Raw genomic sequence first — 25,405 nt, 5'->3', positions numbered from 1 at the left:
AAGTTCTGTAAATAAGTAAAGATTTGCGCGCTAAATCGCAACAAACAGGTTTGGCACATAACTCCGAAAACACACGGCTAAGCCGCACCAAAAGCGCAACGTATAAGGGAACGGTGAGATAAACGATGGGCGTTACCTGACGCGAAAAATTCCTTATCGGCAGCGGAGTAATGAGCGTAACCAACTCTGCGAGCGCAATTATAACACTCTGGAGAGAAATGTGCCGAAAACATTCATTTCTGTGGCGAAAACAATTGCCGCGGCACCCAGAAATTATTCGGTAATCGTTCCGGGCGCATTTGATTGAGGTAATTGAGGTAATCCCGCCGGGGAATTTCGCAGGCTCCAAGCGAAGCCGTGTGATCATTAAGCACCTGGCAGTCGATCATTTTGCCGCCATGACGGATAAATTCTTCGCAGAAGATCATGAGCGCCGTTTTGGACGCATTTTCCATCCGGCTGAACATCGATTCGCCACAAAATAGCGTTCCCTGCGCTACGCCATATATGCCGCCGACAAGCTCGTCTTCATGCCAGACTTCAATGGAGTGGGCATGACCCAGCTCGTGTAAGCGGTGGTAGGCTTCAATCACATCGCGCGTAATCCAGGTTCCTTCTTCGCGATCGCTGGCACAGCCTTCAATGACCTGACCAAAGGCATGATTCATCGTGACACGGTAAGGCGAGCGTTTATGAAATCGTTTCATACTGCGACTGATGTGCAGTGATTTCGGCCATAATACTGCGCGTGGATCCGGCGACCACCAGAGAATGGGGTCGCCAGGAGAAAACCATGGGAAAATACCACGCTGATAAGCCATTAACAGGCGCGCGGGGCTAAGATCGCCCCCCAGCGCCAGCAGGCCGTTAGGCTCACGTAATGCGCCTTCCGGAGAAGGGAAGGCTATTGAATGGCGAGAAAGCTGAACCAGGCGCATGACCGCAAAACTCCACTACGCAAGTCGGATCGTTCAATAATAGCTTACAAACCCTGCTTAAACTGGTAATAACGCCCCTGTCTGGCAAGCAGTTCTGCGTGAGTACCTTGCTCAATAATTTGCCCGTTGTCCATCACTATTATTTGCTGGAAATGAGAGAGTCCGCGAAGTCGGTGAGTGACCATTAACACCGTTTTCTCACGCATCATTTCTGCAAGTAATTCAAGGATCTGACTTTCTGTTGTGGCATCTAAACCTTCGGTAGGTTCGTCCAGCAATACCAGCGGCGCATTGTGCAATAGTGCGCGGGCGATAGCCAGACGGCGCAGTTCACCACCAGAGAGTTGACGTCCGCCTTCACCTAACCAACTGTTGAGTCCTGCATCTTCGAGCAATTTCTCCAGACCGACGCGGCGCAAGATCTCCGCCAGAGCCTCATCACTACTGCCAGGCGAAGCGAGTAATAGATTATCTCGCAGCGTGGCGCTAAACAGATGCACACGCTGCGGCACAACGCTGATGGTCTGGCGCAGAGTCGCTTCGTTCAGGCTGGCAATGGGGCTACCGTTAAGCAGAATCTCGCCTTGTTGTGGATCCCATGCGCGAGTCAGCAGTTGTAACAGAGTTGATTTGCCGCATCCGGTTCGCCCGAGAATCGCAATATGTTCTCCGGCGTTTGCCTGAAGGGAAATCCCTTTAAGCGCTTGTTGTGATTGTTCCGGATAAGTGAACTGAACATCACGTAATGTCAGGGATACCTGATCGGCAACACTGGATTGGGTATCAGGAAAGGTAACTTCCGGCTTTTGGTCCGTTAAGTCAGTGATTCGCACGGCAGAGGCAATCACTTGCCCCAGATGCTGAAATGCGCCAGTCACCGGAGTCAGCGCTTCAAATGCAGCTAACGCGCAGAAGACAAACAGCGCAATTAACGCGCCAGGCTGATTATTACTACCAACGCCACCGGAGGCCATCCATAGCATCAGGATCACCGCCAGCGCGCCAATCAGCAGCATAATCGCTTGTGATAACGCGGTCAGTTCGGACTGGCGGCGTTGCGCTTCCAGCCACTGAATTTCGGTATTCTCTAACTGCGTGCGATAACGATCGCTGGCGCCAAAAATGGTCAGCTCGGCTTGCCCTTGCAGCCATGCGGTTAATTGTTGGCGATACTGACCGCGAAGGTGAGTCAGATTTTGCCCAGTGCTCTTTCCGGCGCGATAAAACAGCGGAGGCATCAGGAACAACGTCAGCAACATAATGCCGCCCAGCGTAAAGGCGAGGGTGAAATCAAGGAAGCTTAACCCGACGGTCACCACCATAATCACCACAAAAGCACCTACCAGCGGCGAAATAACGCGCAGATAAAGATGATCGAGCGTATCAACATCCGCCACGACACGGTTGAGTAATTCACCCTGGCGATAGCGGGCCAGCCCGGCAGGGGAGAGTGGCAATAGTTTGCTGAAGGTGTAAATGCGCAGATGCTGCAATACGCGGAAAGTCGCGTCATGACTCACCAGTCGTTCAAAATAGCGACCGGCGGTACGGGTGATTGCCGCGCCACGCACACCTGCGGCGGGCAGCATATAGTTAAAACTATACAGGCCTGCGACACCGGCTACAGCCGATGCGGAGAGGAACCAGCCGGAAAGTGTTAACAGACCGATACTGGCGAGCAGAGTAATAATCGCCAGCACAATACCGAGGCTTAACATCCACTTATGGCGTTTATACAGTGCCAGATAGGGTAGCAAAGCGCGCATTTAAATCTCCTCCTGACGATGGGCCAGTAATGTGGCGAAAGGACCATTAGCCACGCTTAACTCCGCGTAACGTCCTTGCTCGACAATCTGACCATCCTGCATTACCCAGATGGCATCCCAGTCAGCAAGATCTTCTAACTGGTGGGTGACCATTAACGTAGTCTGGCGCAGTGAGGCGGCATTCAGTGCTTCCATCACACGCTGCTCGCTGTGAGCATCAAGGCTGGCAGCGGGTTCATCCAACAGTAATAGCGAGCAGGGATTTAGTAACGCACGAGCCACCGCCACGCGTTGCGCCTGACCCACGGAAAGGCGGGCTGCCTGGTCGCCAACAGGCGTATCAACACCTTGTGGCAGGAGCGGTAGAAACTCACTGATCCACGCGTTATCCAGTGCTGTTTGTAACTCTTGTTCGCTGGCATCAGGTCGCGCTAGCAGTACGTTATCCCGTAGTGTTGCCGCCGGTAATTGCGGATTCTGCCCAACCCAGGAGAGATGTTTGCGCCACGATTCCGGTGATAAATCGCTCAATTCTATGCCGTTGACTCGTAGCGATCCCTGATAGGAAAGAAAACCGGAAAGCGCATTCAATAGTGAGCTTTTACCTGAACCGCTACGACCAACTAACACCGCACGTTGGCCTGCTGGCAGAGTAAAATTCAGCGGGCCGACCAGCGTTTTACCTTCTGGTGAAGTGATAAACAGATCCTCGGCTTCAATGGTCACCGGATCGTTAGACGCTAACTCCGCCTCACCGCGTTGTGGATGAGCGAGTGGGGTTTCCATAAACGTTTTCAGGCTGTCGGCTGCGCCAACCGCCTGGGCTTTAGCATGATAAAACGTACCGAGATCGCGTAATGGCTGGAAAAACTCTGGCGCAAGGATGAGTGCGAGAAAACCCGCAGCCAGCGTCACCCCAGTATCGTAGTGACCAAAATCCAGCTCACCGAGGTAGGAGAAACCAAAGTAGACCGCCACCAGAGCAATTGACAGCGAGGTGAAGAATTCCAGAATGCCGGAGGATAAAAATGCCAGTCGCAGCACCTCCATCGTCCGTTGACGGAAATCTTCCGAAGCAGAACGAATGCTTTCAATTTCGGCTTCACCACGACCAAAAATACGCAGTGTTTCCATGCCGCGCAGGCGATCGAGGAAATGTCCACTTAGGCGAGCAAGCGCGAGAAAGTTACGTCGGTTCGCATCGGCTGCGCCCATCCCAACCAAAGCCATAAATAACGGGATTAATGGAGCGGTGCCCAGCAGAATGAGCGCCGCAGCCCAGTTAGAAGGGAAGATCGCGACCACAATCAGTAGCGGCACTGATACCGCCAGCGCCATTTGCGGCAGGTAGCGAGCATAGTAATCATGCATATCGTCAATTTGTTCAAGTACCAGCGTCGCCCAACTCCCGGCTGGCTTGCCCTGAATCCATGCAGGCCCTGCTTGTTGCAGGCGGTCGAGAACCTGGCGGCGAATGGCAAAACGGATATGCTGCCCGGCGTGATAACCCACCCGTTCGCGTAACCAGACCACCCATGCGCGCAGCACAAAGGTCAGTACCAGTAAAGTAAAGGGAAGCAGCAGGGCTTCGCGGGGAATATTCTCCATAATCACATGTTGCAGAATACGCGCCATGAACCAGGCCTGGGCAATTATTAATATGCCGCTCACAAAGCCCAGCAGACGAGAAATATTCAGCCAACGTTGGGAGATGACGCTTTGCTGTTTTAACCAGCGGGTTAACTCTTTTTGACGGGATTTATTCATTGCACGCTTAGCAGGTGAGTTATCAGAATTTTTTGCAGGGCAATGTTACAACGGGGAAATAATAAAGGCGACCCATAGTCGCATGGAGTCGCCTTTTTTACTTTTGTTACTGATATGTAAAATTATTTTTCGCCGTATAAACCGTCGAGGTAGCGTTCAGCATCAAGTGCCGCCATGCAACCTGTACCAGCAGAAGTAATGGCCTGGCGATAAATGTGATCCATTACATCACCTGCGGCAAACACGCCCGGGATACTGGTCTGGGTGGCATTGCCATGAATACCCGACTGTACTTTGATGTAGCCGTTTTCCAGTTCCAGTTGCCCTTCAAAAATGGCGGTGTTCGGACTGTGGCCGATAGCAACAAACAGGCCAGCAACGTCGAGTGATTCGATGTTATCGCTGTTTTGCGTATCGCGCAGACGAACGCCTGTGACGCCCATCTGATCGCCAGTCACTTCTTCCAGCGTGCGGTTGGTGTGCAGAATGATGTTGCCGTTCTCCACTTTATCCATCAGACGCTTAATGAGGATTTTTTCTGCGCGGAAACTATCGCGGCGGTGGATCAAATGTACTTCGGAAGCGATGTTAGACAGATACAGCGCCTCTTCAACCGCAGTATTGCCGCCGCCGATAACCGCTACTTTTTGGTTACGATAGAAGAATCCATCGCAAGTCGCACAGGCAGAGACACCACGACCTTTAAAAGCCTCTTCAGAGGGCAGGCCGAGATAGCGTGCAGAAGCCCCGGTGGCAATAATCAGCGCATCGCAAGTGTATTCGCCGCTGTCGCCAGTCAGGCGAAACGGACGATTCTGCAAATCCACTTTGTTGATGTGATCAAAGATGATTTCAGTTTCAAATTTGGTGGCATGTTCATGCATGCGCTCCATTAACAACGGTCCGGTCAGATCGTTTGCATCGCCTGGCCAGTTTTCCACTTCCGTGGTGGTGGTCAGTTGGCCGCCTTTTTCCATGCCGGTGATCAGCACCGGTTGCAGGTTGGCGCGTGCCGCGTAGACAGCAGCGGTATAGCCCGCCGGGCCTGAACCCAGGATAAGCAGTTTACTGTGTTTGGTCGTGCCCATGAGATCCCCATAGTTGTTGGCAGACAATAGGCAGGATTGTAGGGAATTTACAGGCGTAAAAAAAGAGTATGACGATTTTGTTAACGATTTGTGCAATCGTCAAAAGCGATAAGCGTGTCAAATTCTTCTGTCATTATCACCTCTGCTACTTAATTTTTCCGGTTTATAAGCCGATTAAATGATGATTAAACGCGACTGTTAATGAATATCTGGCATGTTGTACTAAAAAACGATGTTTTGCTTTGACAATCACCTGGCGTTTTGCGAAAACATTCGAGGAAGAAAAAAACAGTATTCTTATATGCGCATAATCATGCATGTAAATACCATGTTTACCGTGCTAGTGAAATCTACGCATGGCGTGGACAGACGCCATTCGTGATGTCGATAGCTGCCACAAGGCAACGGTCTTCTCACCGTAGACCCAGGCATTGCGCGCCGTGAATCTTAATGATTTCGGTCTATCGTGACGGGTAGCGACTCTGGACAGTGATGTTTTCAGGGTCAGACAGGAGTAGGGAAGGAATACAGAGAGACAATAATAATGGTAGATAGCAAGAAGCGCCCTGGCAAAGATCTCGACCGTATCGATCGTAACATTCTTAATGAGTTGCAAAAGGATGGGCGTATTTCTAACGTCGAGCTTTCTAAACGTGTGGGACTTTCCCCAACGCCGTGCCTTGAGCGTGTGCGTCGGCTGGAAAGACAAGGGTTTATTCAGGGCTATACGGCGCTGTTGAACCCGCATTATCTGGATGCATCACTTCTGGTATTCGTTGAGATTACTCTGAATCGTGGCGCTCCGGATGTGTTTGAACAATTCAATACCGCTGTACAAAAACTTGAAGAAATTCAGGAGTGTCATTTAGTATCTGGTGATTTCGACTACCTGTTGAAAACACGCGTGCCGGATATGTCAGCTTATCGTAAGCTGTTGGGGGAAACTCTGCTGCGTCTGCCTGGCGTCAATGACACACGGACATACGTTGTTATGGAAGAAGTCAAGCAGAGTAATCGTCTGGTTATTAAGACGCGCTAACACGGAACAGGTGCAAAATCGGCGTATTTTGATTACACTCCTGTTAATCCATACAGCAACAGTACTGGGGTAACCTGGTACTGTTGTCCGTTTTAGCATCGGGCAGGAAAAGCCTGTAACCTGGAGAGCCTTTCTTGAGCCAGGAATACACTGAAGACAAAGAAGTCACATTGACAAAGTTAAGCAGCGGGCGCCGACTTCTGGAGGCGTTGCTGATTCTTATTGTTCTGTTTGCCGTCTGGTTGATGGCAGCTTTATTAAGCTTTAATCCTTCGGATCCCAGTTGGTCACAAACGGCCTGGCATGAGCCTATCCATAATTTAGGTGGGGCACCTGGCGCATGGCTGGCCGATACCCTGTTCTTCATTTTCGGCGTCATGGCTTACACCATCCCCGTCATTATCATCGGTGGCTGTTGGTTTGCCTGGCGTCAGCAGGCCAGCGACGAATACATTGATTATTTTGCCGTCTCGCTGCGAATTATTGGTGTGCTGGCGATCATTCTTACTTCCTGTGGTCTGGCGGCGATCAATGCTGACGATATCTGGTATTTTGCCTCCGGTGGCGTAATCGGGAGTTTATTAAGCACTACGCTGCAGCCACTGTTACACAGTAGTGGGGGAACGATTGCGCTGCTTTGCGTCTGGGCGGCAGGCCTGACGCTGTTTACCGGTTGGTCCTGGGTGACTATTGCCGAAAAACTGGGCGGCTGGATTTTAAACATTCTCACATTTGCCAGTAACCGTACTCGTCGCGACGATACCTGGGTTGATGAAGATGAGTATGAAGACGACGAAGAGTATGAAGATGAGAGTCACGGCAAACAACATGAGTCGCGCCGTGCCCGGATCCTTCGTGGTGCATTAGCGCGTCGTAAACGTCTGGCCGAAAAATTCATTAATCCGATGGGGCGGAAAACTGACGCTGCGTTGTTCTCCGGCAAGCGGATGGATGATGAAGAAGAAATTACCTACACGGCGCGCGGTGTCGCCGCCGATCCTGATGACGTCCTCTTTTCGGGCAATCGTGCAACGCAGCCAGAATATGACGAATACGATCCGTTATTAAATGGTGCGCCGATTACCGAACCTGTAGCTGCTGCAGCGGCTGCGACCACTGTGACACAAAGCTGGGTTGCGCCGGTTGAACCGGTAACCCAGACACCACCATCTGCACCTGTTGATATTTCACCAACACAGCCCACAGTGGCCTGGCAACCTGTTCCTGGACCGCAAGCGGGTGAACCGATAATTGCACCTGTATCCGAAGGTTACCCGCAGCAACCGCAATATGTGCAGCCTGCGGTGCAATATAACGAATCGCTGCAACAACCGGCGCAGCCTCAGCAGCCATATTATGCGCCTGCGCCGGAACAACCGGTGGTTGGTAACACCTGGCAAGCTGAAGAATCGCAATCCACTTTTGCTCCACAACCTACTTACCAGCCGGAGCAAACTTATCAGCAGCCGACCGTTCAAGAGCCGTTGTATCAACAGCCACAACCTGTTGAACAGCAGCCTGTCGTTGAACCGGAACCTGTTGTTGAAGAGACAAAGCCTGCACGTCCGCCACTTTACTATTTTGAAGAAGTGGAAGAGAAGCGTGCGCGTGAACGTGAGCAACTTGCGGCCTGGTATCAACCGATTCCTGAACCGGTTAAAGAACCAGAACCGGTCAAGCCTGTTTTGGCACGACCAGGTGTTGCAGCAGTGCCGCCGGTAGAATCCGCAGCCGCAGTCTCACCGCTGGCATCTGGCGTGAAGAAAGCGACCCTGGCAACGGGAGCCGCAGCGACGGTGGCTGCACCTGTCTTCAGCCTGTCAAATAGCGGTGGACCGCGCCCGCAAGTGAAAGAGGGTATTGGCCCTCAGTTGCCAAGGCCGAAGCGTATTCGTGTTCCGACGCGTCGTGAACTGGCGTCATACGGTATTAAGCTGCCCTCACAGCGTGCAGCGGAAGAGAAGGCACGTGAAGCGCAGCGCAACCAGTACGATTCTGCCGGGCAGTATAACGATGATGAAATAGATGCAATGCAGCAGGATGAACTGGCTCGTCAGTTCGCCCAGACGCAGCAGCAACGCTATGGTGAACAGTATCAGCATGATGTGCCAGTTAACCCGGAAGATGAAATAGATGCCGCTGCAGAGGCAGAACTGGCTCGTCAGTTCGTCCAGACACAGCAGCAACGTTATTCCGGTGAACAACCTGCGGGGGCGAATCCGTTCTCGCTGGATGATTTTGAATTTTCACCGATGAAAGCATTAGTGGATGATGGTCCACACGAGCCGCTGTTTACGCCAATTGTTGAACCTGTTCAGCAGCCGCAACAACCGGTCGCGCCGCAGCCGCAATATCAGCAGCCGCAACAACCGGTCGCGCCGCAGCCGCAATATCAGCAGCCGCAACAACCGGTCGCGCCGCAGCCGCAATATCAGCAGCCGCAACAACCGGTCGCGCCGCAGCCGCAGTATCAACAGCCGCAACAACCGGTCGCGCCGCAGCCGCAGTATCAACAGCCGCAACAACCGGTCGCGCCGCAGCCGCAATATCAGCAGCCGCAACAACCGGTCGCGCCGCAGCCGCAGTATCAACAGCCGCAGCAACCAGTCGTGCCGCAGCCGCAGGATACCCTGCTTCATCCGCTGTTAATGCGCAATGGCGACAGTCGTCCGTTGCACAAGCCGACAACGCCGTTGCCATCGCTGGATTTGTTGACGCCGCCGCCGAGCGAAGTGGAGCCAGTAGATACCTTTGCGCTCGAACAAATGGCACGTCTGGTGGAGGCGCGCCTGGCTGATTTCCGCATTAAAGCCGATGTTGTTAACTACTCACCAGGGCCAGTTATCACTCGCTTTGAACTGAACCTGGCACCGGGTGTAAAAGCCGCGCGTATTTCTAACTTGTCACGTGACCTTGCCCGTTCGTTATCAACAGTGGCAGTCCGTGTAGTTGAAGTAATCCCAGGTAAACCTTATGTAGGTCTGGAATTACCGAATAAAAAACGCCAGACCGTTTATTTGCGCGAAGTGCTGGATAACGCCAGGTTCCGTGATAACCCATCACCGTTGACGATTGTATTGGGTAAAGATATTGCCGGTGAGCCGGTGGTTGCCGATCTGGCGAAAATGCCGCACTTATTGGTTGCGGGGACTACCGGTTCCGGTAAGTCTGTCGGTGTGAACGCTATGATCCTGAGTATGCTCTATAAAGCGCAGCCGGAAGATGTGCGTTTCATCATGATCGACCCGAAAATGCTGGAGCTTTCGGTTTATGAAGGTATCCCGCATCTGTTAACGGAAGTCGTTACCGACATGAAAGATGCAGCTAATGCTCTGCGCTGGTGTGTCAACGAGATGGAACGTCGTTATAAGCTGATGTCGGCACTTGGTGTGCGTAACCTGGCAGGTTATAACGAAAAAATTGCTGAAGCTGATCGTATGATGCGGCCAATTCCAGATCCGTACTGGAAGCCGGGCGATAGTATGGATGCACAGCATCCGGTGCTGAAAAAAGAGCCGTATATCGTGGTGCTGGTGGACGAATTTGCCGACCTGATGATGACGGTGGGTAAAAAAGTGGAAGAGCTGATTGCACGTCTGGCGCAAAAAGCCCGTGCCGCGGGTATCCACCTCGTACTGGCAACGCAACGTCCTTCGGTTGATGTTATTACTGGTCTGATTAAAGCGAACATTCCGACCCGTATCGCCTTCACGGTATCCAGCAAGATCGACTCACGTACCATTCTTGATCAGGCTGGCGCAGAATCGCTACTGGGAATGGGGGATATGCTCTACTCCGGGCCTAACTCCACCATGCCAGTACGTGTTCACGGTGCCTTTGTTCGCGATCAGGAAGTACATGCGGTGGTGCAGGACTGGAAAGCCCGTGGTCGTCCGCAGTATGTTGACGGCATCACTTCCGACAGCGAAAGTGAAGGTGGTGCGGGTGGTTTTGACGGTGCTGAAGAGCTGGATCCGTTGTTCGATCAGGCGGTGGCGTTTGTCACTGAAAAACGCAAAGCGTCTATTTCCGGTGTTCAGCGTCAGTTCCGCATCGGTTACAACCGTGCCGCACGCATCGTAGAACAGATGGAAGCGCAGGGGATCGTCAGCGAACAGGGTCACAACGGTAATCGTGAAGTGCTGGCCCCACCGCCATTTGACTAATTGGTGAATCGTAGGCCGGATAAGACGTGATAACGTTGCATCCGGCACTCCATCAACTGAAAATTCAGTATTTTCTTCTTTCCTCAAGCTGATTATTAGCCTGGAATAGAGAGTAGAGGGAACTCCCGTTTGGGAGTGACGTAATTTGAGGAACAATGATGAAAAAAATTGCCATCACCTGTGCATTACTCTCAAGCTTCGTGGCGAGCAGCGTTTGGGCTGACGCCGCAAGCGATCTGAAAAGCCGCCTGGATAAAGTCAGCAGTTTCCATGCCAGCTTTACGCAAAAGGTCACTGACGGTAGCGGCGCTGCTGTACAGGAAGGTCAGGGGGATTTATGGGTGAAACGCCCTAATCTGTTTAACTGGCATATGACTCAGCCGGATGAAAGTGTTCTGGTTTCTGACGGTAAAACACTGTGGTTCTATAATCCCTTTGTTGAACAAGCCACGGCAACCTGGCTGAAAGATGCCACCGGCAATACGCCGTTTATGCTGATTGCCCGTAACCAGTCCAGTGACTGGCAGCAATACAACATCAAACAGAATGGCGATGACTTTATCCTGACGCCGAAAGCCAGCAATGGCAATCTGAAGCAATTCACCATTAATGTGGGGCGCGATGGTACGATCCATCAGTTTAGTGCGGTAGAGCAGGACGATCAGCGCAGTAGTTATCAACTGAAATCCCAGCAAAACGGTGCTGTGGATGCAGCGAAATTTACCTTCACCCCGCCGCAAGGCGTAACGGTAGATGACCAACGTAAGTAGAGGCCCTGAGTGAGCAATCTGTCGCTCGATTTTTCGGATAATACTTTTCAACCTCTGGCCGCGCGTATGCGGCCAGAAAATTTAGCACAGTATATCGGCCAGCAGCATTTGCTGGCTGCGGGGAAACCGTTGCCGCGTGCTATCGAAGCGGGGCACTTGCATTCCATGATCCTCTGGGGGCCACCCGGTACTGGTAAAACGACCCTCGCAGAAGTCATTGCCCGCTATGCGAATGCTGATGTGGAACGTATTTCAGCCGTCACCTCTGGCGTTAAAGAGATTCGCGAGGCAATCGAGCGAGCGCGGCAGAACCGCAATGCCGGTCGGCGCACCATTCTGTTTGTTGATGAAGTTCACCGCTTCAACAAAAGTCAGCAGGATGCTTTTCTACCGCATATTGAAGATGGCACCATCACTTTCATTGGCGCGACGACTGAAAACCCGTCGTTTGAACTTAACTCGGCATTGCTTTCCCGTGCCCGAGTTTATCTGCTGAAATCCCTTAGCACAGAGGATATTGAGCAAGTACTGACTCAGGCGATGGAAGACAAAACCCGCGGTTACGGTGGGCAAGATATTGTTCTGCCAGATGAGACGCGTCGGGCGATTGCTGAACTGGTGAATGGCGATGCGCGCCGGGCGTTAAATACGCTGGAAATGATGGCGGATATGGCCGAAGTCGATAACAGCGGTAAACGTGTTCTGAAGACAGAATTATTGACGGAAATCGCCGGTGAGCGCAGTGCCCGCTTCGATAACAAAGGCGATCGCTTTTACGATCTGATTTCCGCGCTGCATAAATCTGTGCGCGGTAGCGCCCCCGATGCGGCGCTTTACTGGTATGCGCGAATTATTACTGCCGGTGGCGATCCGTTATATGTCGCACGTCGCTGCCTTGCAATAGCGTCGGAAGATGTCGGCAATGCTGATCCGCGTGCGATGCAGGTGGCAATAGCTGCCTGGGATTGCTTTACCCGCGTGGGTCCGGCAGAGGGCGAGCGCGCCATTGCCCAGGCGATTGTTTATCTGGCTTGCGCACCAAAAAGTAACGCTGTGTATACTGCGTTTAAAGCCGCGCTGGCCGATGCTCGCGAACGTCCGGATTATGACGTGCCAGTTCACTTGCGCAATGCGCCGACCAAACTGATGAAGGAAATGGGCTACGGGCAGGAATATCGTTACGCTCATGATGAAGCAAACGCTTATGCCGCCGGTGAGGTTTACTTCCCGCCGGAAATAGCACAAACACGCTATTATTTCCCGACCAACAGAGGCCTTGAAGGCAAGATTGGCGAAAAGCTCGCCTGGCTGGCTGAACAGGATCAAAATAGCCCCATAAAACGCTACCGTTAATGTTATCGTTGCGGTAATGTTGTTACTGTATCCCTGTGGTCGCAGGCTGTGGCCACATCTCCCATTTAATTCGATAAGCACAGGATAAGCATGCTCGATCCCAATCTGCTGCGTAATGAGCCAGACGCAGTCGCTGAAAAACTGGCACGCCGGGGCTTTAAGCTGGATGTAGATAAGCTGGGCGCTCTTGAAGAGCGTCGTAAAGTATTGCAGGTCAAAACGGAAAACCTGCAAGCGGAGCGTAACTCCCGATCGAAATCCATTGGCCAGGCGAAAGCGCGCGGGGAAGATATTGAGCCTTTACGTCTGGAAGTGAACAAACTGGGCGAAGAGCTGGATGCAGCAAAAGCCGAGCTGGATGCTTTACAGGCTGAAATTCGCGATATCGCGCTGACAATCCCTAACCTGCCTGCAGATGAAGTGCCGGTAGGTAAAGACGAAAATGACAACGTTGAAGTTAGTCGCTGGGGCACCCCGCGCGAGTTTGACTTTGAAGTTCGTGACCACGTGACGCTGGGTGAAATGCACTCAGGTCTTGACTTTGCAGCAGCAGTTAAGCTGACCGGTTCGCGCTTTGTGGTGATGAAAGGGCAAATCGCTCGCATGCACCGTGCGCTGTCGCAGTTTATGCTGGATCTGCACACCGAGCAGCATGGCTATAGCGAAAACTATGTCCCGTATCTGGTTAACCAGGACACGCTGTACGGTACTGGTCAGTTGCCGAAATTTGCTGGTGACCTGTTCCATACTCGTCCGCTGGAAGAAGAAGCTGACACCAGTAACTACGCGCTGATCCCGACGGCGGAAGTTCCGCTGACCAACCTGGTGCGCGGTGAAATCATCGATGAAGATGATCTGCCAATTAAGATGACCGCCCATACACCGTGCTTCCGTTCTGAAGCTGGTTCTTATGGTCGTGACACTCGCGGCCTGATCCGTATGCACCAGTTCGACAAAGTTGAAATGGTTCAGATCGTGCGTCCGGAAGACTCTATGGCGGCACTGGAAGAGATGACCGGTCATGCAGAAAAAGTCCTGCAACTGCTGGGTCTGCCGTACCGTAAAATCATTCTTTGCACTGGCGACATGGGCTTTGGCGCTTGCAAAACTTACGACCTGGAAGTATGGATCCCGGCACAGAACACCTACCGCGAGATCTCTTCCTGCTCTAACGTCTGGGATTTCCAGGCACGTCGTATGCAGGCACGTTGCCGCAGCAAGTCAGACAAGAAAACCCGTCTGGTTCATACCCTGAACGGTTCTGGTCTGGCTGTTGGTCGTACGTTGGTTGCGGTAATGGAAAACTATCAGCAGGCTGATGGCCGTATTGAAGTACCAGAAGTTCTGCGTCCGTACATGAACGGACTGGAATATATTGGCTAATATCTAAATATGCCGAATCTAAAAAGCGCCTGCGGGCGCTTTTTTTGTCTCCTTTTGATACCAAACAATAATTACATTTCACTTACGCGTAATACTACTTTCGAGTGAAAATCTATCTATCTCGTTGATTTTCAAATCATTCGATGTATACAAACCTATATAGCGCGCCGCTATAAAAATAATTACACAATACGGTTTGTTACTGGAATCAATCGTAAGCAAGCTTGAGTGAGCCATTATGAAAACGAAAATCCCTGATGCGGTATTGGCTGCTGAGGTGAGTCGCCGTGGTTTGGTAAAAACGACAGCGATCGGCGGCCTGGCGATGGCCAGCAGCGCATTAACATTACCTTTTAGTCGAATAGCGCACGCTGTCGATAACGCCATTGTGGCAAATTCTGACGAGAAGGTTGTCTGGAGCGCCTGTACAGTTAACTGTGGCAGCCGCTGCCCGCTACGTATGCATGTCGTGGACGGTGAGATCAAATACGTCGAAACGGATAATACCGGTGATGACAATTACGACGGCCTGCATCAGGTGCGCGCCTGTCTGCGTGGGCGTTCCATGCGTCGTCGCGTTTATAATCCTGATCGTCTGAAATATCCGATGAAACGGGTAGGGGCGCGTGGTGAAGGCAAATTTGAGCGCATTAGCTGGGAAGAAGCCTACGACATTATCGCTACTAATATGCAGCGTCTGATTAAAGAATATGGCAACGAATCCATCTATCTGAACTATGGTACAGGTACGCTGGGCGGCACCATGACCCGCTCCTGGCCACCGGGAAATACCCTGGTTGCGCGTTTAATGAACTGCTGTGGCGGTTACCTGAACCATTATGGTGACTACTCCTCCGCGCAAATTGCGGAAGGTCTGAACTATACCTACGGCGGCTGGGCTGATGGCAACAGCCCGTCAGATATTGAAAACAGTAAGCTGGTGGTACTGTTTGGTAATAACCCGGGCGAAACGCGAATGAGCGGCGGCGGGGTGACTTATTACCTCGAACAGGCGCGTCAGAAATCAAATGCTCGCATGATCATTATCGATCCGCGCTATACAGACACCGGTGCCGGGCGCGAAGATGAATGGATCCCGATCCGTCCGGGAACAGATGCCGCACTGGTTAATGGTCTGGCATATGTCATGATCACTGAAAACCTGGTTGATCAAGAATTTCTCGATAAATATTGTGTCGGTTACGACGAAAAAACGTTGCCTGCCAGTGCGCCGAAAAACGGTCACTATAAAGCCTACATTCTGGGTGAAGGGCCGGACGGCGTTGCTAAAACGCCGGAATGGGCTTCGCAAATTACGGGTATTCCGGCGGACAAAATCATCAAACTGGCGCGGGAAATTGGCAGCACTAAACCGGCGTTTATCAGCCAGGGGTGGGGACCACAACGCCACGCTAACGGTGAAATCGCCACTCGTGCTATCTCAATGCTGGCGATCCTCACCGGTAACGTCGGTATTAACGGTGGCAACACCGGGGCGCGCGAAGGCTCATACAGCTTACCGTTTGTCCGTATGCCGACCCTCGAAAACCCGATCCAAACCAGCATTTCCATGTTTATGTGGACCGATGCGATTGAACGCGGCCCGGAAATGACAGCGCTGCGTGATGGTGTGCGCGGTAAAGATAAGCTGGATGTTCCGATTAAGATGATCTGGAACTATGCCGGTAACTGCCTGATTAACCAGCACTCGGAAATCAACCGCACCCATGAAATCCTTCAGGATGATAAGAAGTGCGAATTGATTGTAGTTATCGACTGCCACATGACCTCATCAGCAAAATATGCTGACATCCTGTTGCCGGATTGCACCGCCTCTGAGCAGATGGACTTTGCGCTGGATGCTTCCTGCGGAAATATGTCCTACGTAATTTTCAATGACCAGGTGATTAAACCGCGCTTTGAATGTAAGACCATCTATGAGATGACCAGCGAACTGGCAAAACGCCTTGGCGTCGAGCAACAGTTTACTGAAGGGCGTACCCAGGAAGAGTGGATGCGCCACCTGTATGCCCAGTCGCGAGAAGCGATTCCTGAATTGCCGACCTTTGAAGAGTTTCGTAAGCAGGGGATCTTTAAAAAGCGTGATCCACAAGGGCATCACGTTGCTTATAAAGCCTTCCGGGAAGATCCGCAGGCAAATCCATTGACCACGCCATCGGGCAAAATTGAGATCTATTCACAGGCACTGGCTGATATTGCAGCTACCTGGGAATTGCCAGAAGGCGATGTGATTGATCCACTGCCGATCTACACGCCGGGCTTTGAAAGTTATCAGGATCCGCTGAATAAACAGTATCCGCTGCAACTTACTGGTTTCCACTACAAATCTCGTGTGCACTCCACCTACGGTAACGTTGATGTGCTGAAAGCGGCTTGTCGCCAGGAAATGTGGATCAACCCAATTGATGCGCAAAAACGCGGTATCAACAATGGCGATAAGGTGCGGATCTTTAACGATCGCGGTGAGGTTCATATTGAGGCGAAAGTAACGCCACGAATGATGCCGGGCGTGGTCGCATTGGGTGAAGGTGCCTGGTATGACCCCGATGCGAAACGTGTTGATCAGGGCGGTTGTATCAACGTACTGACCACTCAACGCCCATCTCCTCTCGCCAAGGGGAATCCGTCACATACAAACCTCGTTCAGGTTGAAAAGGTGTAAGGAGTAACCGATGACAACCCAGTATGGATTTTTTATTGATTCCAGTCGTTGCACCGGTTGCAAAACCTGCGAACTGGCTTGTAAAGACTACAAAGATTTGACACCAGAAGTCAGCTTCCGCCGAATTTATGAATATGCGGGCGGCGACTGGCAGGAAGATAACGGCGTCTGGCATCAGAACGTATTTGCCTACTATCTCTCGATTTCATGTAATCACTGCGAAGATCCGGCGTGTACCAAAGTCTGCCCGAGCGGCGCGATGCATAAACGTGAAGATGGTTTTGTCGTTGTCGATGAAGATGTGTGTATTGGCTGTCGTTACTGCCATATGGCTTGCCCGTATGGTGCGCCACAGTACAACGAAACCAAAGGACATATGACCAAATGTGATGGTTGTTATGATCGTGTCGCGGAAGGTAAAAAACCGATCTGTGTCGAGTCTTGCCCGCTGCGGGCGCTGGATTTCGGCCCTATCGACGAGTTGCGTAAAAAACATGGCGATCTGGCCGCCGTTGCGCCGTTGCCAAGAGCGCACTTTACCAAACCAAATATTGTGATCAAACCTAACGCCAACAGCCGCCCAACCGGGGATACCACTGGCTACCTGGCAAATCCGAAGGAGGTGTGAGATGGGAAGTGGATGGCATGAATGGCCGTTGATGATCTTCACGGTCTTCGGGCAGTGTGTAGTGGGCGGTTTTATCGTTCTGGCATTTGCCTTGTTGAAAGGTGAACTTCGGGCCGATACCCAACAGCGGGTTATTGCCTGTATGTTTGGCTTGTGGGTACTGATGGGCATTGGCTTTATTGCCTCAATGCTTCACCTTGGTTCACCGATGCGCGCCTTTAACTCACTCAATCGGGTTGGCGCTTCGGCGTTGAGTAACGAAATCGCCAGCGGTTCGATCTTTTTTGCCGTTGGTGGCATCGGCTGGTTGCTGGCAATGCTGAAAAAGCTGTCACCGGTATTACGCGCGCTGTGGCTGGTGGTGACGATGGTTCTCGGTGTGGTATTTGTCTGGATGATGGTACGTGTGTATAACAGCATCGATACCGTACCGACCTGGTACAGCATCTGGACACCGATGGGCTTCTTCCTGACCATGTTTATGGGTGGCCCGCTGCTGGGATATCTGTTACTGCGTCTGGCGGGGGTTAATGGCTGGGTGATGCGTTTACTTCCGGCAATTTCAGTGCTGGCGTTGGTGGTGAGCGGTGTAATGTCTGTAATGCAGGGGGCTGAACTCGCTACGATTCACTCTTCTGTACAACAGGCTGCGGCGCTGGTGCCGGATTACGGTGCACTGATGGCCTGGCGGATTGTGCTTATCGCTGTGGCACTGTGCTTGTGGATTGCTCCGCAGTTAAAAGGTTTTCAGCCTGCGGTGCCGCTGCTTTCCGTGTCATTCATCCTGCTTCTTGCAGGGGAATTAATCGGTCGCGGCGTATTCTACGGTTTGCATATGACCGTGGGTATGGCTGTTGCCAGCTAAAGCGTTATAACCGGGGTTTCGGCCCCGGTTCTCTTTTATTTCTGTTTCGTTAAGGTGTCGTAACTGGTCATCAAATTACGATAATCAGGAATGTGGTTAGAGAACAGCGTCGCCAGGCCTTCGATATCGTTACGCCAGTCACGGTGCAGTTCGCAGGCGACACCAAACCACGTCATCAATTGCGCCCCCGCTTGTGACATGCGATCCCATGCCGAATGCCGGGTAATTTCGTTAAAGGTTCCTGACGCGTCAGTCACCACAAAGACATCAAACCCTTCTTCAATTGCGGAAAGTGCCGGAAATGCTACGCAAACCTCGGTTACCACCCCTGCAATAATCAGTTGTTTTTTACCTGTCGCTTTAACTGCTTTGACAAAATCTTCGTTATCCCAGGCGTTAATATTTCCAGGACGCGCAATATAAGGTGCATCCGGAAACTGTGCTTTCAGTTCAGGGACCAGTGGGCCGTTAGGACCAGTTTCAAAGCTGGTGGTAAGAATGGTAGGCAAATTGAAATATTTAGCTAAGTCACCCAGCGCCAGCACGTTATTTTTAAATTTGTCAGGTTCAATATCCCGCACAAGGGAAAGTAAACCAGCCTGGTGATCAACTAACAAAACAGCAGCATCATTTTTATCGAGACGAACATACGGTTTGGTCATTCTCTTCTCCTTTCGAGAGTCAGTGGTACGCCTGAAATCGTTCAGACGCGATGCGTTGCCCTGAAAGCATAGACGGGAAATCCAGGTTTGCTGTGACCATGAAATTTTTCGACTGAACGAAATGCATGAACTTTATGTTAGTTCAATAAAAACAAGTAGATGAGACTGATTATCTTTTCGTCATTAGTGTTATGAATGAGTAATATAAATCGATAATACAGCCGCTACGTTATGTACGTATTTTCACCCATTGACAATGTTTTTGGTGGTGGCATGATGCGCATGAAATTTGAGCTTCCTCACGGTTTTAATTCATGTCCACGTATACCCGGCCTGTCATGCTTTTGCTGTCTGGCTTACTTTTGTTGACTCTGGCGATCGCGGTGTTAAATACACTGGTGCCGCTATGGCTCGCCCAGGCGCATTTGCCCACATGGCAGGTCGGTGTCGTCAGTTCATCTTATTTTACCGGCAACCTGGTCGGTACTTTACTGACAGGGTATGTCATTAAACGCTTTGGGTTTAATCGCAGTTATTACCTTGCTTCCTTCATTTTTGCGGCAGGCTGTGTCGGGCTTGGTTTGATGATTGGATTCTGGAGCTGGTTAGCCTGGCGTTTCGTCGCAGGCGTCGGTTGCGCCATGATTTGGGTTGTGGTGGAAAGCGCGCTGATGTGCAGCGGAACGTCACGTAACCGTGGGCGGTTACTTGCTGCCTATATGATGGTTTATTATGTGGGGACGTTTTTAGGCCAGTTACTGCTCAGTAAAGTTTCAACCGAATTGATGAGCGTATTGCCGTGGGCTACGGGGTTGACCCTGGCGGGGATCTTGCCGCTGCTGTTTACTCGTATCCTGAATCAACAGGCTGAAAATCATGCTTCGACGCCCATGACGTCAATGCTAAAACTTCGCCAGGCACGACTTGGCGTGAATGGCTGCATTATCTCGGGAATCGTTCTGGGTTCTTTGTATGGTCTGATGCCTCTGTACCTCAATCATAAAGGGATTAGCAATGCCAGCATCGGATTCTGGATGGCGGTACTGGTTAGTGCCGGTATCCTCGGGCAATGGCCAATTGGCCGTCTGGCGGATAAATTTGGTCGTCTGCTGGTACTGCGTGTTCAGGTATTTGTCGTCATTCTCGGTAGTATCGCGATGTTAAGTCAGGCGGCAATGGCTCCAGCATTGTTCATCCTCGGTGCAGCCGGTTTTACGCTTTATCCGGTGGCGATGGCCTGGGCTTGTGAGAAAGTTGAACATCATCAACTGGTCGCAATGAATCAAGCATTGTTGTTGAGTTATACCGTGGGTAGTTTGTTTGGGCCGTCTTTTACTGCCATGCTAATGCAGAATTTTTCTGATAATCTGCTGTTTATCATGATCGCCAGTGTGTCGTTTATCTACTTACTGATGCTGCTACGCAATGCCGGACACACGCCAAAACCCGTTGCTCACGTCTAAATGAATTAGTGCAGAGTGTGAACTTGTTGTCCGCACTCTGTTTTCTTATTCCCTCTTTACACGAGCTTTCAGCAAAATTTATTTGTAAAAATAAAATGTACAGCAGATTGTAATTTTTATTCCACCATTTTCGCATTTCTTATTTTCCACACATCCCCCTGTTTAGAGATATCTATTAAATATTAGCGAAAGATCGGTCTATGCTGAGAGCGTTCAGGAAAAACAGTTGCGCTGGTACAACATTGTGCTGATGTCATTTATCACCGATTGGGGTTTGGGCAGGAAATAGATTAAAAGAACGAGTCGATCTGATAACGCTAAAGTTAAGTTTTTCTTAAGAGATGAATGGTGATAAATGTTGTCGTGATAATACGAATTTAAGTTATCGGAAAGCTTTATTTTTAGATATGGTGATAATTTAAATTGTTGGCTATTTTGCGCGTTATTATTCTGAGTTCCGCAGTGAACTATTTCTTATGGTAACAGTTTGATTTTTGAGGACAAAGTTTAAACAACGCCCAGCACTATAAAATCGTTTTTTTTGATCTGCATCAACAATGTTGCATGTTATCACTTTTGGTTAAATTTGCTGAAAATAGTTGCAACTATTGTTTCGTTATGTAGAAAATACATTTCTAATCTGGTTTAAAATTCTGCTAATTTGATGTTTTATAGGATTTTAAACTTACAAAAACCTTCTCTCACTAGAATCTACTCATACCAGGCATGGTTCACAGACTATTGTTTTAAAAATAAAATAGTCGTCTGCCACTGCACCTTATTGTTTTATCGATCGTGTATTCCTCAACGTATTTATCTGTTCAGGTTGATGGGCGCTCTACAGCCTTAGCAATCAACTAATAATGACCACTTTCTCTAAGGTTATTGATTAATTTATTTGGGTTAAAAGAGTCACATTGCTCATATCTGAAGAACAGATAAATAAACGGAATGGATTGCTGAGATTACATATTAATGCCTCTTTTGGGTGGTAAAAGTGGCGATGGCGCAACTGTGCGGTATGTGACAGTTATGTCGACATTTATAAATATTTTCATATCTTAATTATTTCGTTGAAAATTAACGAAAGGCGGTAGCGTGGGTAAAAGAGACAAAAGCACGAATATTAAGTATAACAATGTTGGTTCAGTTAAAGTAAAAACTATGATAATCACTTTTGTAAATTAAGGAAAAATGAATCTTCTCATCATGGTATATTCGTTGGGAGGAAATGTTTCAAGTAATAAAATCATAATGAGGGATATTAACACCATCAATTATAAGTAATTTTATACGATGTAATATCGGAACTATTGATAACACTTTAGTCAGAACTCCAATATGTATAGCATTACTGAAAAATTAAATTCAAGATTTAACACTGCGCTTATATTAGCCGTTACAGTCTATATTATTTTGTCATTTATTACGGCGATTGATTTTCATAAAAAAATAGAAGAAAATTCTTCACGTATTAATCTTATACTTATTAACAATAATTTAAATAATTTTTTTCTAAAATTGAAAAAGAAGCTGATGCGTTAAAAGATGCTATTTATCTGTTACATGATGAAAATGAAATCAAACAAGCAGTCATCCATCGGATGAAAAAAATAGATTCCGTTAATCTAGTTGGGATAATGTTGAATAACGGGAAGTATCTTAGCTTTATTCGAACTGATGGTGGTGTGATTAAGTTTTTTGGCCAATCAGAACCCGGTAAACCTTTTACTGGGGTTGATGGTGAAATTAGCGATAAATACTTTGATCCTGAATCTCGCCCCTGGAATAAATTGCCGAAAGGGACTTATTCAAAATGGTCACCGTGGTATAACTGCTATGGCATTGCAGGGAAAAAATGTTTCTCGTTTTCATTACGTCCATCCGAAGAAGAAAAAAATTCGTTTGCTCTGAAGTTAATGCATTTAGATCTTGATGAAAGATATTTTAGTAATTATCTTAATAAATTGGCTGGTGAAGCTGATATTTTATTCATGGAGCAGAATAAAAAAATTATGGTAGGTAATGAAAAATCAATGCTGCATCTTATTGTTCGTAACTCATCAGGTAGTTATAACATAAGTAATAACAGTGGCAACTATACCGATAATGTCATATCACTCCCCAGACTTCCAGATGTCAGATTCCATTATTTTCACTATCAGAAATCAGAGGATGCAAACATCAATAAATATTTTACATTGATGTTTTTATGTGGTTTGGTTTGCTTCTGTTTATTATGGTATGTTGTTGAAAAGATAACAAAGAAAATTAAAAAAGAGTCCAATAAACTGATAGAGCATTTGAAAAAATTAGCGAATTCAGTATACCGCAACGACAAAATTGAAATTGTGCAAAATGACAGCAGTGAGATTATTGAGCTGAAAAAAATCATTAATAACATAAGTGATAAATACAAAGAACGAATGGAGCGGTTACTTAATCTTGTTTCTTGTGAGCAAGGAAGTTGCTTCTATATCAATAAATCTGTTATTGAAACCAACAATAAAACCTACTTAGCAGTTGGCATGCTTTGTATCTATGGATTAGAGTTTGTTGAGGCGATACATGGAAGTAAAAAATATGACGAGATTATAAATGATATAAAATCAAAAATATCAGAAAAATATTCTCGATACTGTGACATACTGAAAGTCTCAACTGAAACATATTTGTTGCTATGTCATACTCATTGTGAAGAGTTCATCGAGCAATTATCAATTTTAAATCTCCCTGATCATATTATTTGTCTAAGAAATATTTATGTTCATAAAATTGCTATTTGCGAAACTTTTGTAGGGGAAAATGTATCAAATTATGAAGGCAAGCTGAAACTGGCATTAACGGCTATGCGAGAAAATAAAGAATCTGAATTTATGTTTTATGATGACATCAAGGCTCATGAACTTGATCAAAAGGTCTGGGTCGCTGGAAATATAAAAAAGGGGATTGCGAGTAGTGAGTTTTATTTAGTCTATCAACCTATTATTGATATGGCGAATAATAAGGTTGTAGGTGCGGAGGCGTTATGCCGTTGGTTGTCAGTTGAAAATGGCATAATACCACCATCAATTTTCGTATCTGTTGCTGAAGAAATTGGCTTAATTAAAGAATTGGGTGATTTTGTATTGGAAACGGCTATTGGAGAGTTTGGGGCATTTAGCCGTGAATATGAAATTACGAATGATTTTCTCCTGCATATTAATGTATCTCCGTGGCAATTAAATGAATTTGATTTCCACTTCCGGGTTTTGTCATTAATTAATACGTTTAGTATAAATGCTGATCAAATCTGCCTGGAGATCACCGAATCGGCAGTAAAAGACATAAATGATAGCTTTTACAATAATATAAATATTTTAAAAGAAAACGGTATTAAGATTTCACTTGATGATTTCGGCAGCGGTTTAGCTGATTTGAAAAAACTTTATAAAGTAAGGCCTGATAGCATTAAAATTGATTCGGAGTTTACCTCAGGAATTTTCGATGAAACAAACAGAATTGTCTATTTCATATCCAGCCTTGCCCGTGAAGAAAATATGCCGGTTATAGCTGAAGGTGTTGAAACCGAAAGCCAGGCCAGAGAATTACAAAAGTTAGGATTCTCTCATGTCCAGGGATACTTATACCAGAAACCGTTACCATTTTCAGAGTGGCATATAGACAATAAACCGAAAAAAAGAAAATAACGCAATGTTCAAATATAAAAAAAAGGCCGCAGGAATCTGTTTTTTGTATTTTTTGTGCGTCTCTGTAGTCACTTGTTATTTATACACTATGTATGTTAAAGACCGAGTTAATTCGGTAAAGGTATCTATTATTGATAGTGGGCTTGCTATTGCTAATGTGTCTGAGTATCGTCGTTCAGTATCTAATAATGTATTTTATGAACTAGAGATATCACCAGATGAACTGTTAAATAAAATACGCGATAGCTTTTCAAATTTCCAACATCCTGGATATTTATATGATCTGGGTCCTTATATGATTAGTGATGATAAATGTATCAAAATTACGTCAAAAGGAGATGATTTTTGTGACGACATAGTTTCCTCTGTTCGGGTAATTAACGAATTTGAAAGAGGTGTTATTAGTTTAAAAGATAAATACTATGTTTATTATGCACATCCCATAGCAAAAAGAACTAGTTTAATATCAGTAGTGGATCCAGAACGTTATTTATCTTTGATAAGAAATCAGTCAGGGGAACGAGAAGATATCTATGTCTCATTTTATGATATTAATGATAATGAAAAGAAAATTGCGGGTGATGATTTTTTGATAAATGATGCTGTATTTGAGATCTCAGCCATCACCCTGACATATTCTTATATCCCTGAAATGATATTTATCGTGGCTTACAAAAAAAGCAAGTATATTTATATGTGTTTGCTATTTGTTTTTGCTTCGGCGGTATCTGCAGTCATAATATATTACTATTATATTAATTTGCTGCAAAACATTATATATAAGGGTAGGTTGGAAAAAGAATCAATATTGTCGGATCATCATTATGGTTTACGTGGAGAAAATCTATTCTTTAATGCTGAAGAGATCAATGCAATTAGAGAAATATATGATTTTGGCACTTATGATGCGCTTACACGGGCTTCTGGTCGCCGGAGTTTTGATAAAGATATCAAAATATTGAGCGAAAAATTTGGATACTTATGTCTGTTTGACATAGATAAATTTAAAACCATTAATTGGATTTGCCCCTATATTTCCAGACATCTGTTATCACTTAACCCATTACAGGCCCGCTGCCGCAGATATTCCCGTGGCGAGCGATAACCCAACGCACTATGCGGATGCCATTCGTTATAATGCTCGA

The 25,405-nt window shown here is 48.0% G+C and carries 15 protein-coding genes and 2 pseudogenes; 12 read left to right on the top strand and 5 right to left on the bottom strand.

Annotated elements, in window-relative coordinates; all coding sequences use genetic code 11:
- Positions 1 to 233: 233 nt before the first annotated feature.
- The 4 genes from aat to trxB all read right to left on the bottom strand — a co-directional run bounded on the left by aat (position 234) and on the right by trxB (position 5,559).
- Positions 234 to 938, bottom strand: coding sequence for a leucyl/phenylalanyl-tRNA--protein transferase (gene aat / locus C7B16_RS19340; protein WP_001516097.1), 705 nt, complete (start codon positions 936 to 938; stop codon positions 234 to 236).
- A gap of 44 nt (positions 939 to 982) precedes the next feature.
- Complete coding sequence (gene cydC, locus C7B16_RS19335) at positions 983 to 2,704, bottom strand: heme ABC transporter ATP-binding protein/permease CydC (protein ID WP_001202150.1); 1,722 nt, start codon at positions 2,702 to 2,704, stop codon at positions 983 to 985.
- A complete protein-coding gene (gene cydD, locus C7B16_RS19330) occupies positions 2,705 to 4,471 on the bottom strand; it encodes a heme ABC transporter permease/ATP-binding protein CydD (RefSeq protein ID WP_107180009.1) in 1,767 nt (588 codons plus the stop codon).
- A 122-nt stretch (positions 4,472 to 4,593) separates the two neighbouring features.
- Positions 4,594 to 5,559, bottom strand: coding sequence for a thioredoxin-disulfide reductase (trxB, locus tag C7B16_RS19325; protein WP_000537399.1), 966 nt, complete (start codon positions 5,557 to 5,559; stop codon positions 4,594 to 4,596).
- 544 nt (positions 5,560 to 6,103) lie between these two features.
- On the opposite strand from trxB, the gene lrp reads away from it, so the two are divergent.
- From lrp to dmsC, 8 genes are all read left to right on the top strand, one after another.
- The gene (lrp, locus tag C7B16_RS19315; protein ID WP_000228473.1) at positions 6,104 to 6,598 is read left to right on the top strand and encodes a leucine-responsive transcriptional regulator Lrp; all 495 of its coding nucleotides are present in this window, start codon (positions 6,104 to 6,106) and stop codon (positions 6,596 to 6,598) included.
- A gap of 134 nt (positions 6,599 to 6,732) precedes the next feature.
- Positions 6,733 to 10,764, top strand: coding sequence for a DNA translocase FtsK (gene ftsK / locus C7B16_RS19310; protein ID WP_107180008.1), 4,032 nt, complete (start codon positions 6,733 to 6,735; stop codon positions 10,762 to 10,764).
- Between the two features lie 158 nt (positions 10,765 to 10,922).
- Positions 10,923 to 11,534, top strand: a complete 612-nt coding sequence (lolA, locus tag C7B16_RS19305) for an outer membrane lipoprotein chaperone LolA (RefSeq protein WP_001516101.1) — start codon at positions 10,923 to 10,925, stop codon at positions 11,532 to 11,534.
- 9 nt (positions 11,535 to 11,543) lie between these two features.
- The gene (gene rarA / locus C7B16_RS19300; RefSeq protein WP_000067764.1) at positions 11,544 to 12,887 is read left to right on the top strand and encodes a replication-associated recombination protein RarA; all 1,344 of its coding nucleotides are present in this window, start codon (positions 11,544 to 11,546) and stop codon (positions 12,885 to 12,887) included.
- A gap of 90 nt (positions 12,888 to 12,977) precedes the next feature.
- On the top strand, positions 12,978 to 14,270 hold the full coding sequence (serS, locus tag C7B16_RS19295) for a serine--tRNA ligase (protein WP_000886683.1): 1,293 nt from the start codon (positions 12,978 to 12,980) through the stop codon (positions 14,268 to 14,270).
- Positions 14,271 to 14,508: 238 nt separating this feature from the next.
- Positions 14,509 to 16,953, top strand: coding sequence for a dimethylsulfoxide reductase subunit A (dmsA, locus tag C7B16_RS19290; protein ID WP_038355168.1), 2,445 nt, complete (start codon positions 14,509 to 14,511; stop codon positions 16,951 to 16,953).
- 10 nt (positions 16,954 to 16,963) lie between these two features.
- A complete protein-coding gene (dmsB, locus tag C7B16_RS19285; protein WP_000213098.1) occupies positions 16,964 to 17,581 on the top strand; it encodes a dimethylsulfoxide reductase iron-sulfur subunit DmsB in 618 nt (205 codons plus the stop codon).
- Between the two features lies 1 nt (position 17,582).
- Complete coding sequence (gene dmsC, locus C7B16_RS19280) at positions 17,583 to 18,446, top strand: dimethyl sulfoxide reductase anchor subunit DmsC (RefSeq protein WP_001516103.1); 864 nt, start codon at positions 17,583 to 17,585, stop codon at positions 18,444 to 18,446.
- Positions 18,447 to 18,481: 35 nt separating this feature from the next.
- On the opposite strand, the gene ycaC is transcribed toward dmsC, so the two are convergent.
- Entirely contained in the window at positions 18,482 to 19,108 is a 627-nt protein-coding gene (gene ycaC, locus C7B16_RS19275) for an isochorismate family cysteine hydrolase YcaC (RefSeq protein WP_000165876.1), read from the bottom strand.
- Between the two features lie 314 nt (positions 19,109 to 19,422).
- On the opposite strand from ycaC, the gene C7B16_RS19270 reads away from it, so the two are divergent.
- The 4 genes and pseudogenes from C7B16_RS19270 to C7B16_RS25380 form a co-directional block, all read left to right on the top strand.
- On the top strand, positions 19,423 to 20,571 hold the full coding sequence (locus C7B16_RS19270; protein ID WP_000109280.1) for an MFS transporter: 1,149 nt from the start codon (positions 19,423 to 19,425) through the stop codon (positions 20,569 to 20,571).
- 181 nt (positions 20,572 to 20,752) lie between these two features.
- Positions 20,753 to 20,851: pseudogene (locus C7B16_RS25385) on the top strand (hypothetical protein); the annotation flags it as partial.
- Positions 20,852 to 22,091: 1,240 nt separating this feature from the next.
- Positions 22,092 to 24,260, top strand: coding sequence for an EAL domain-containing protein (locus tag C7B16_RS19265; protein ID WP_308813025.1), 2,169 nt, complete (start codon positions 22,092 to 22,094; stop codon positions 24,258 to 24,260).
- Between the two features lie 4 nt (positions 24,261 to 24,264).
- A pseudogene (locus C7B16_RS25380) lies at positions 24,265 to 24,948 on the top strand (GGDEF domain-containing protein); the annotation flags it as partial.
- Between the last annotated feature and the right edge of the window lie 457 nt (positions 24,949 to 25,405).

Source organism: Escherichia sp. 20412-1 (assembly GCF_003027595.1).
Classification (GTDB): domain Bacteria; phylum Pseudomonadota; class Gammaproteobacteria; order Enterobacterales; family Enterobacteriaceae; genus Escherichia; species Escherichia marmotae.
Note: the sequence above shows the minus strand (reverse complement) of the source record. Positions and strands in the feature narration are given on the sequence as shown.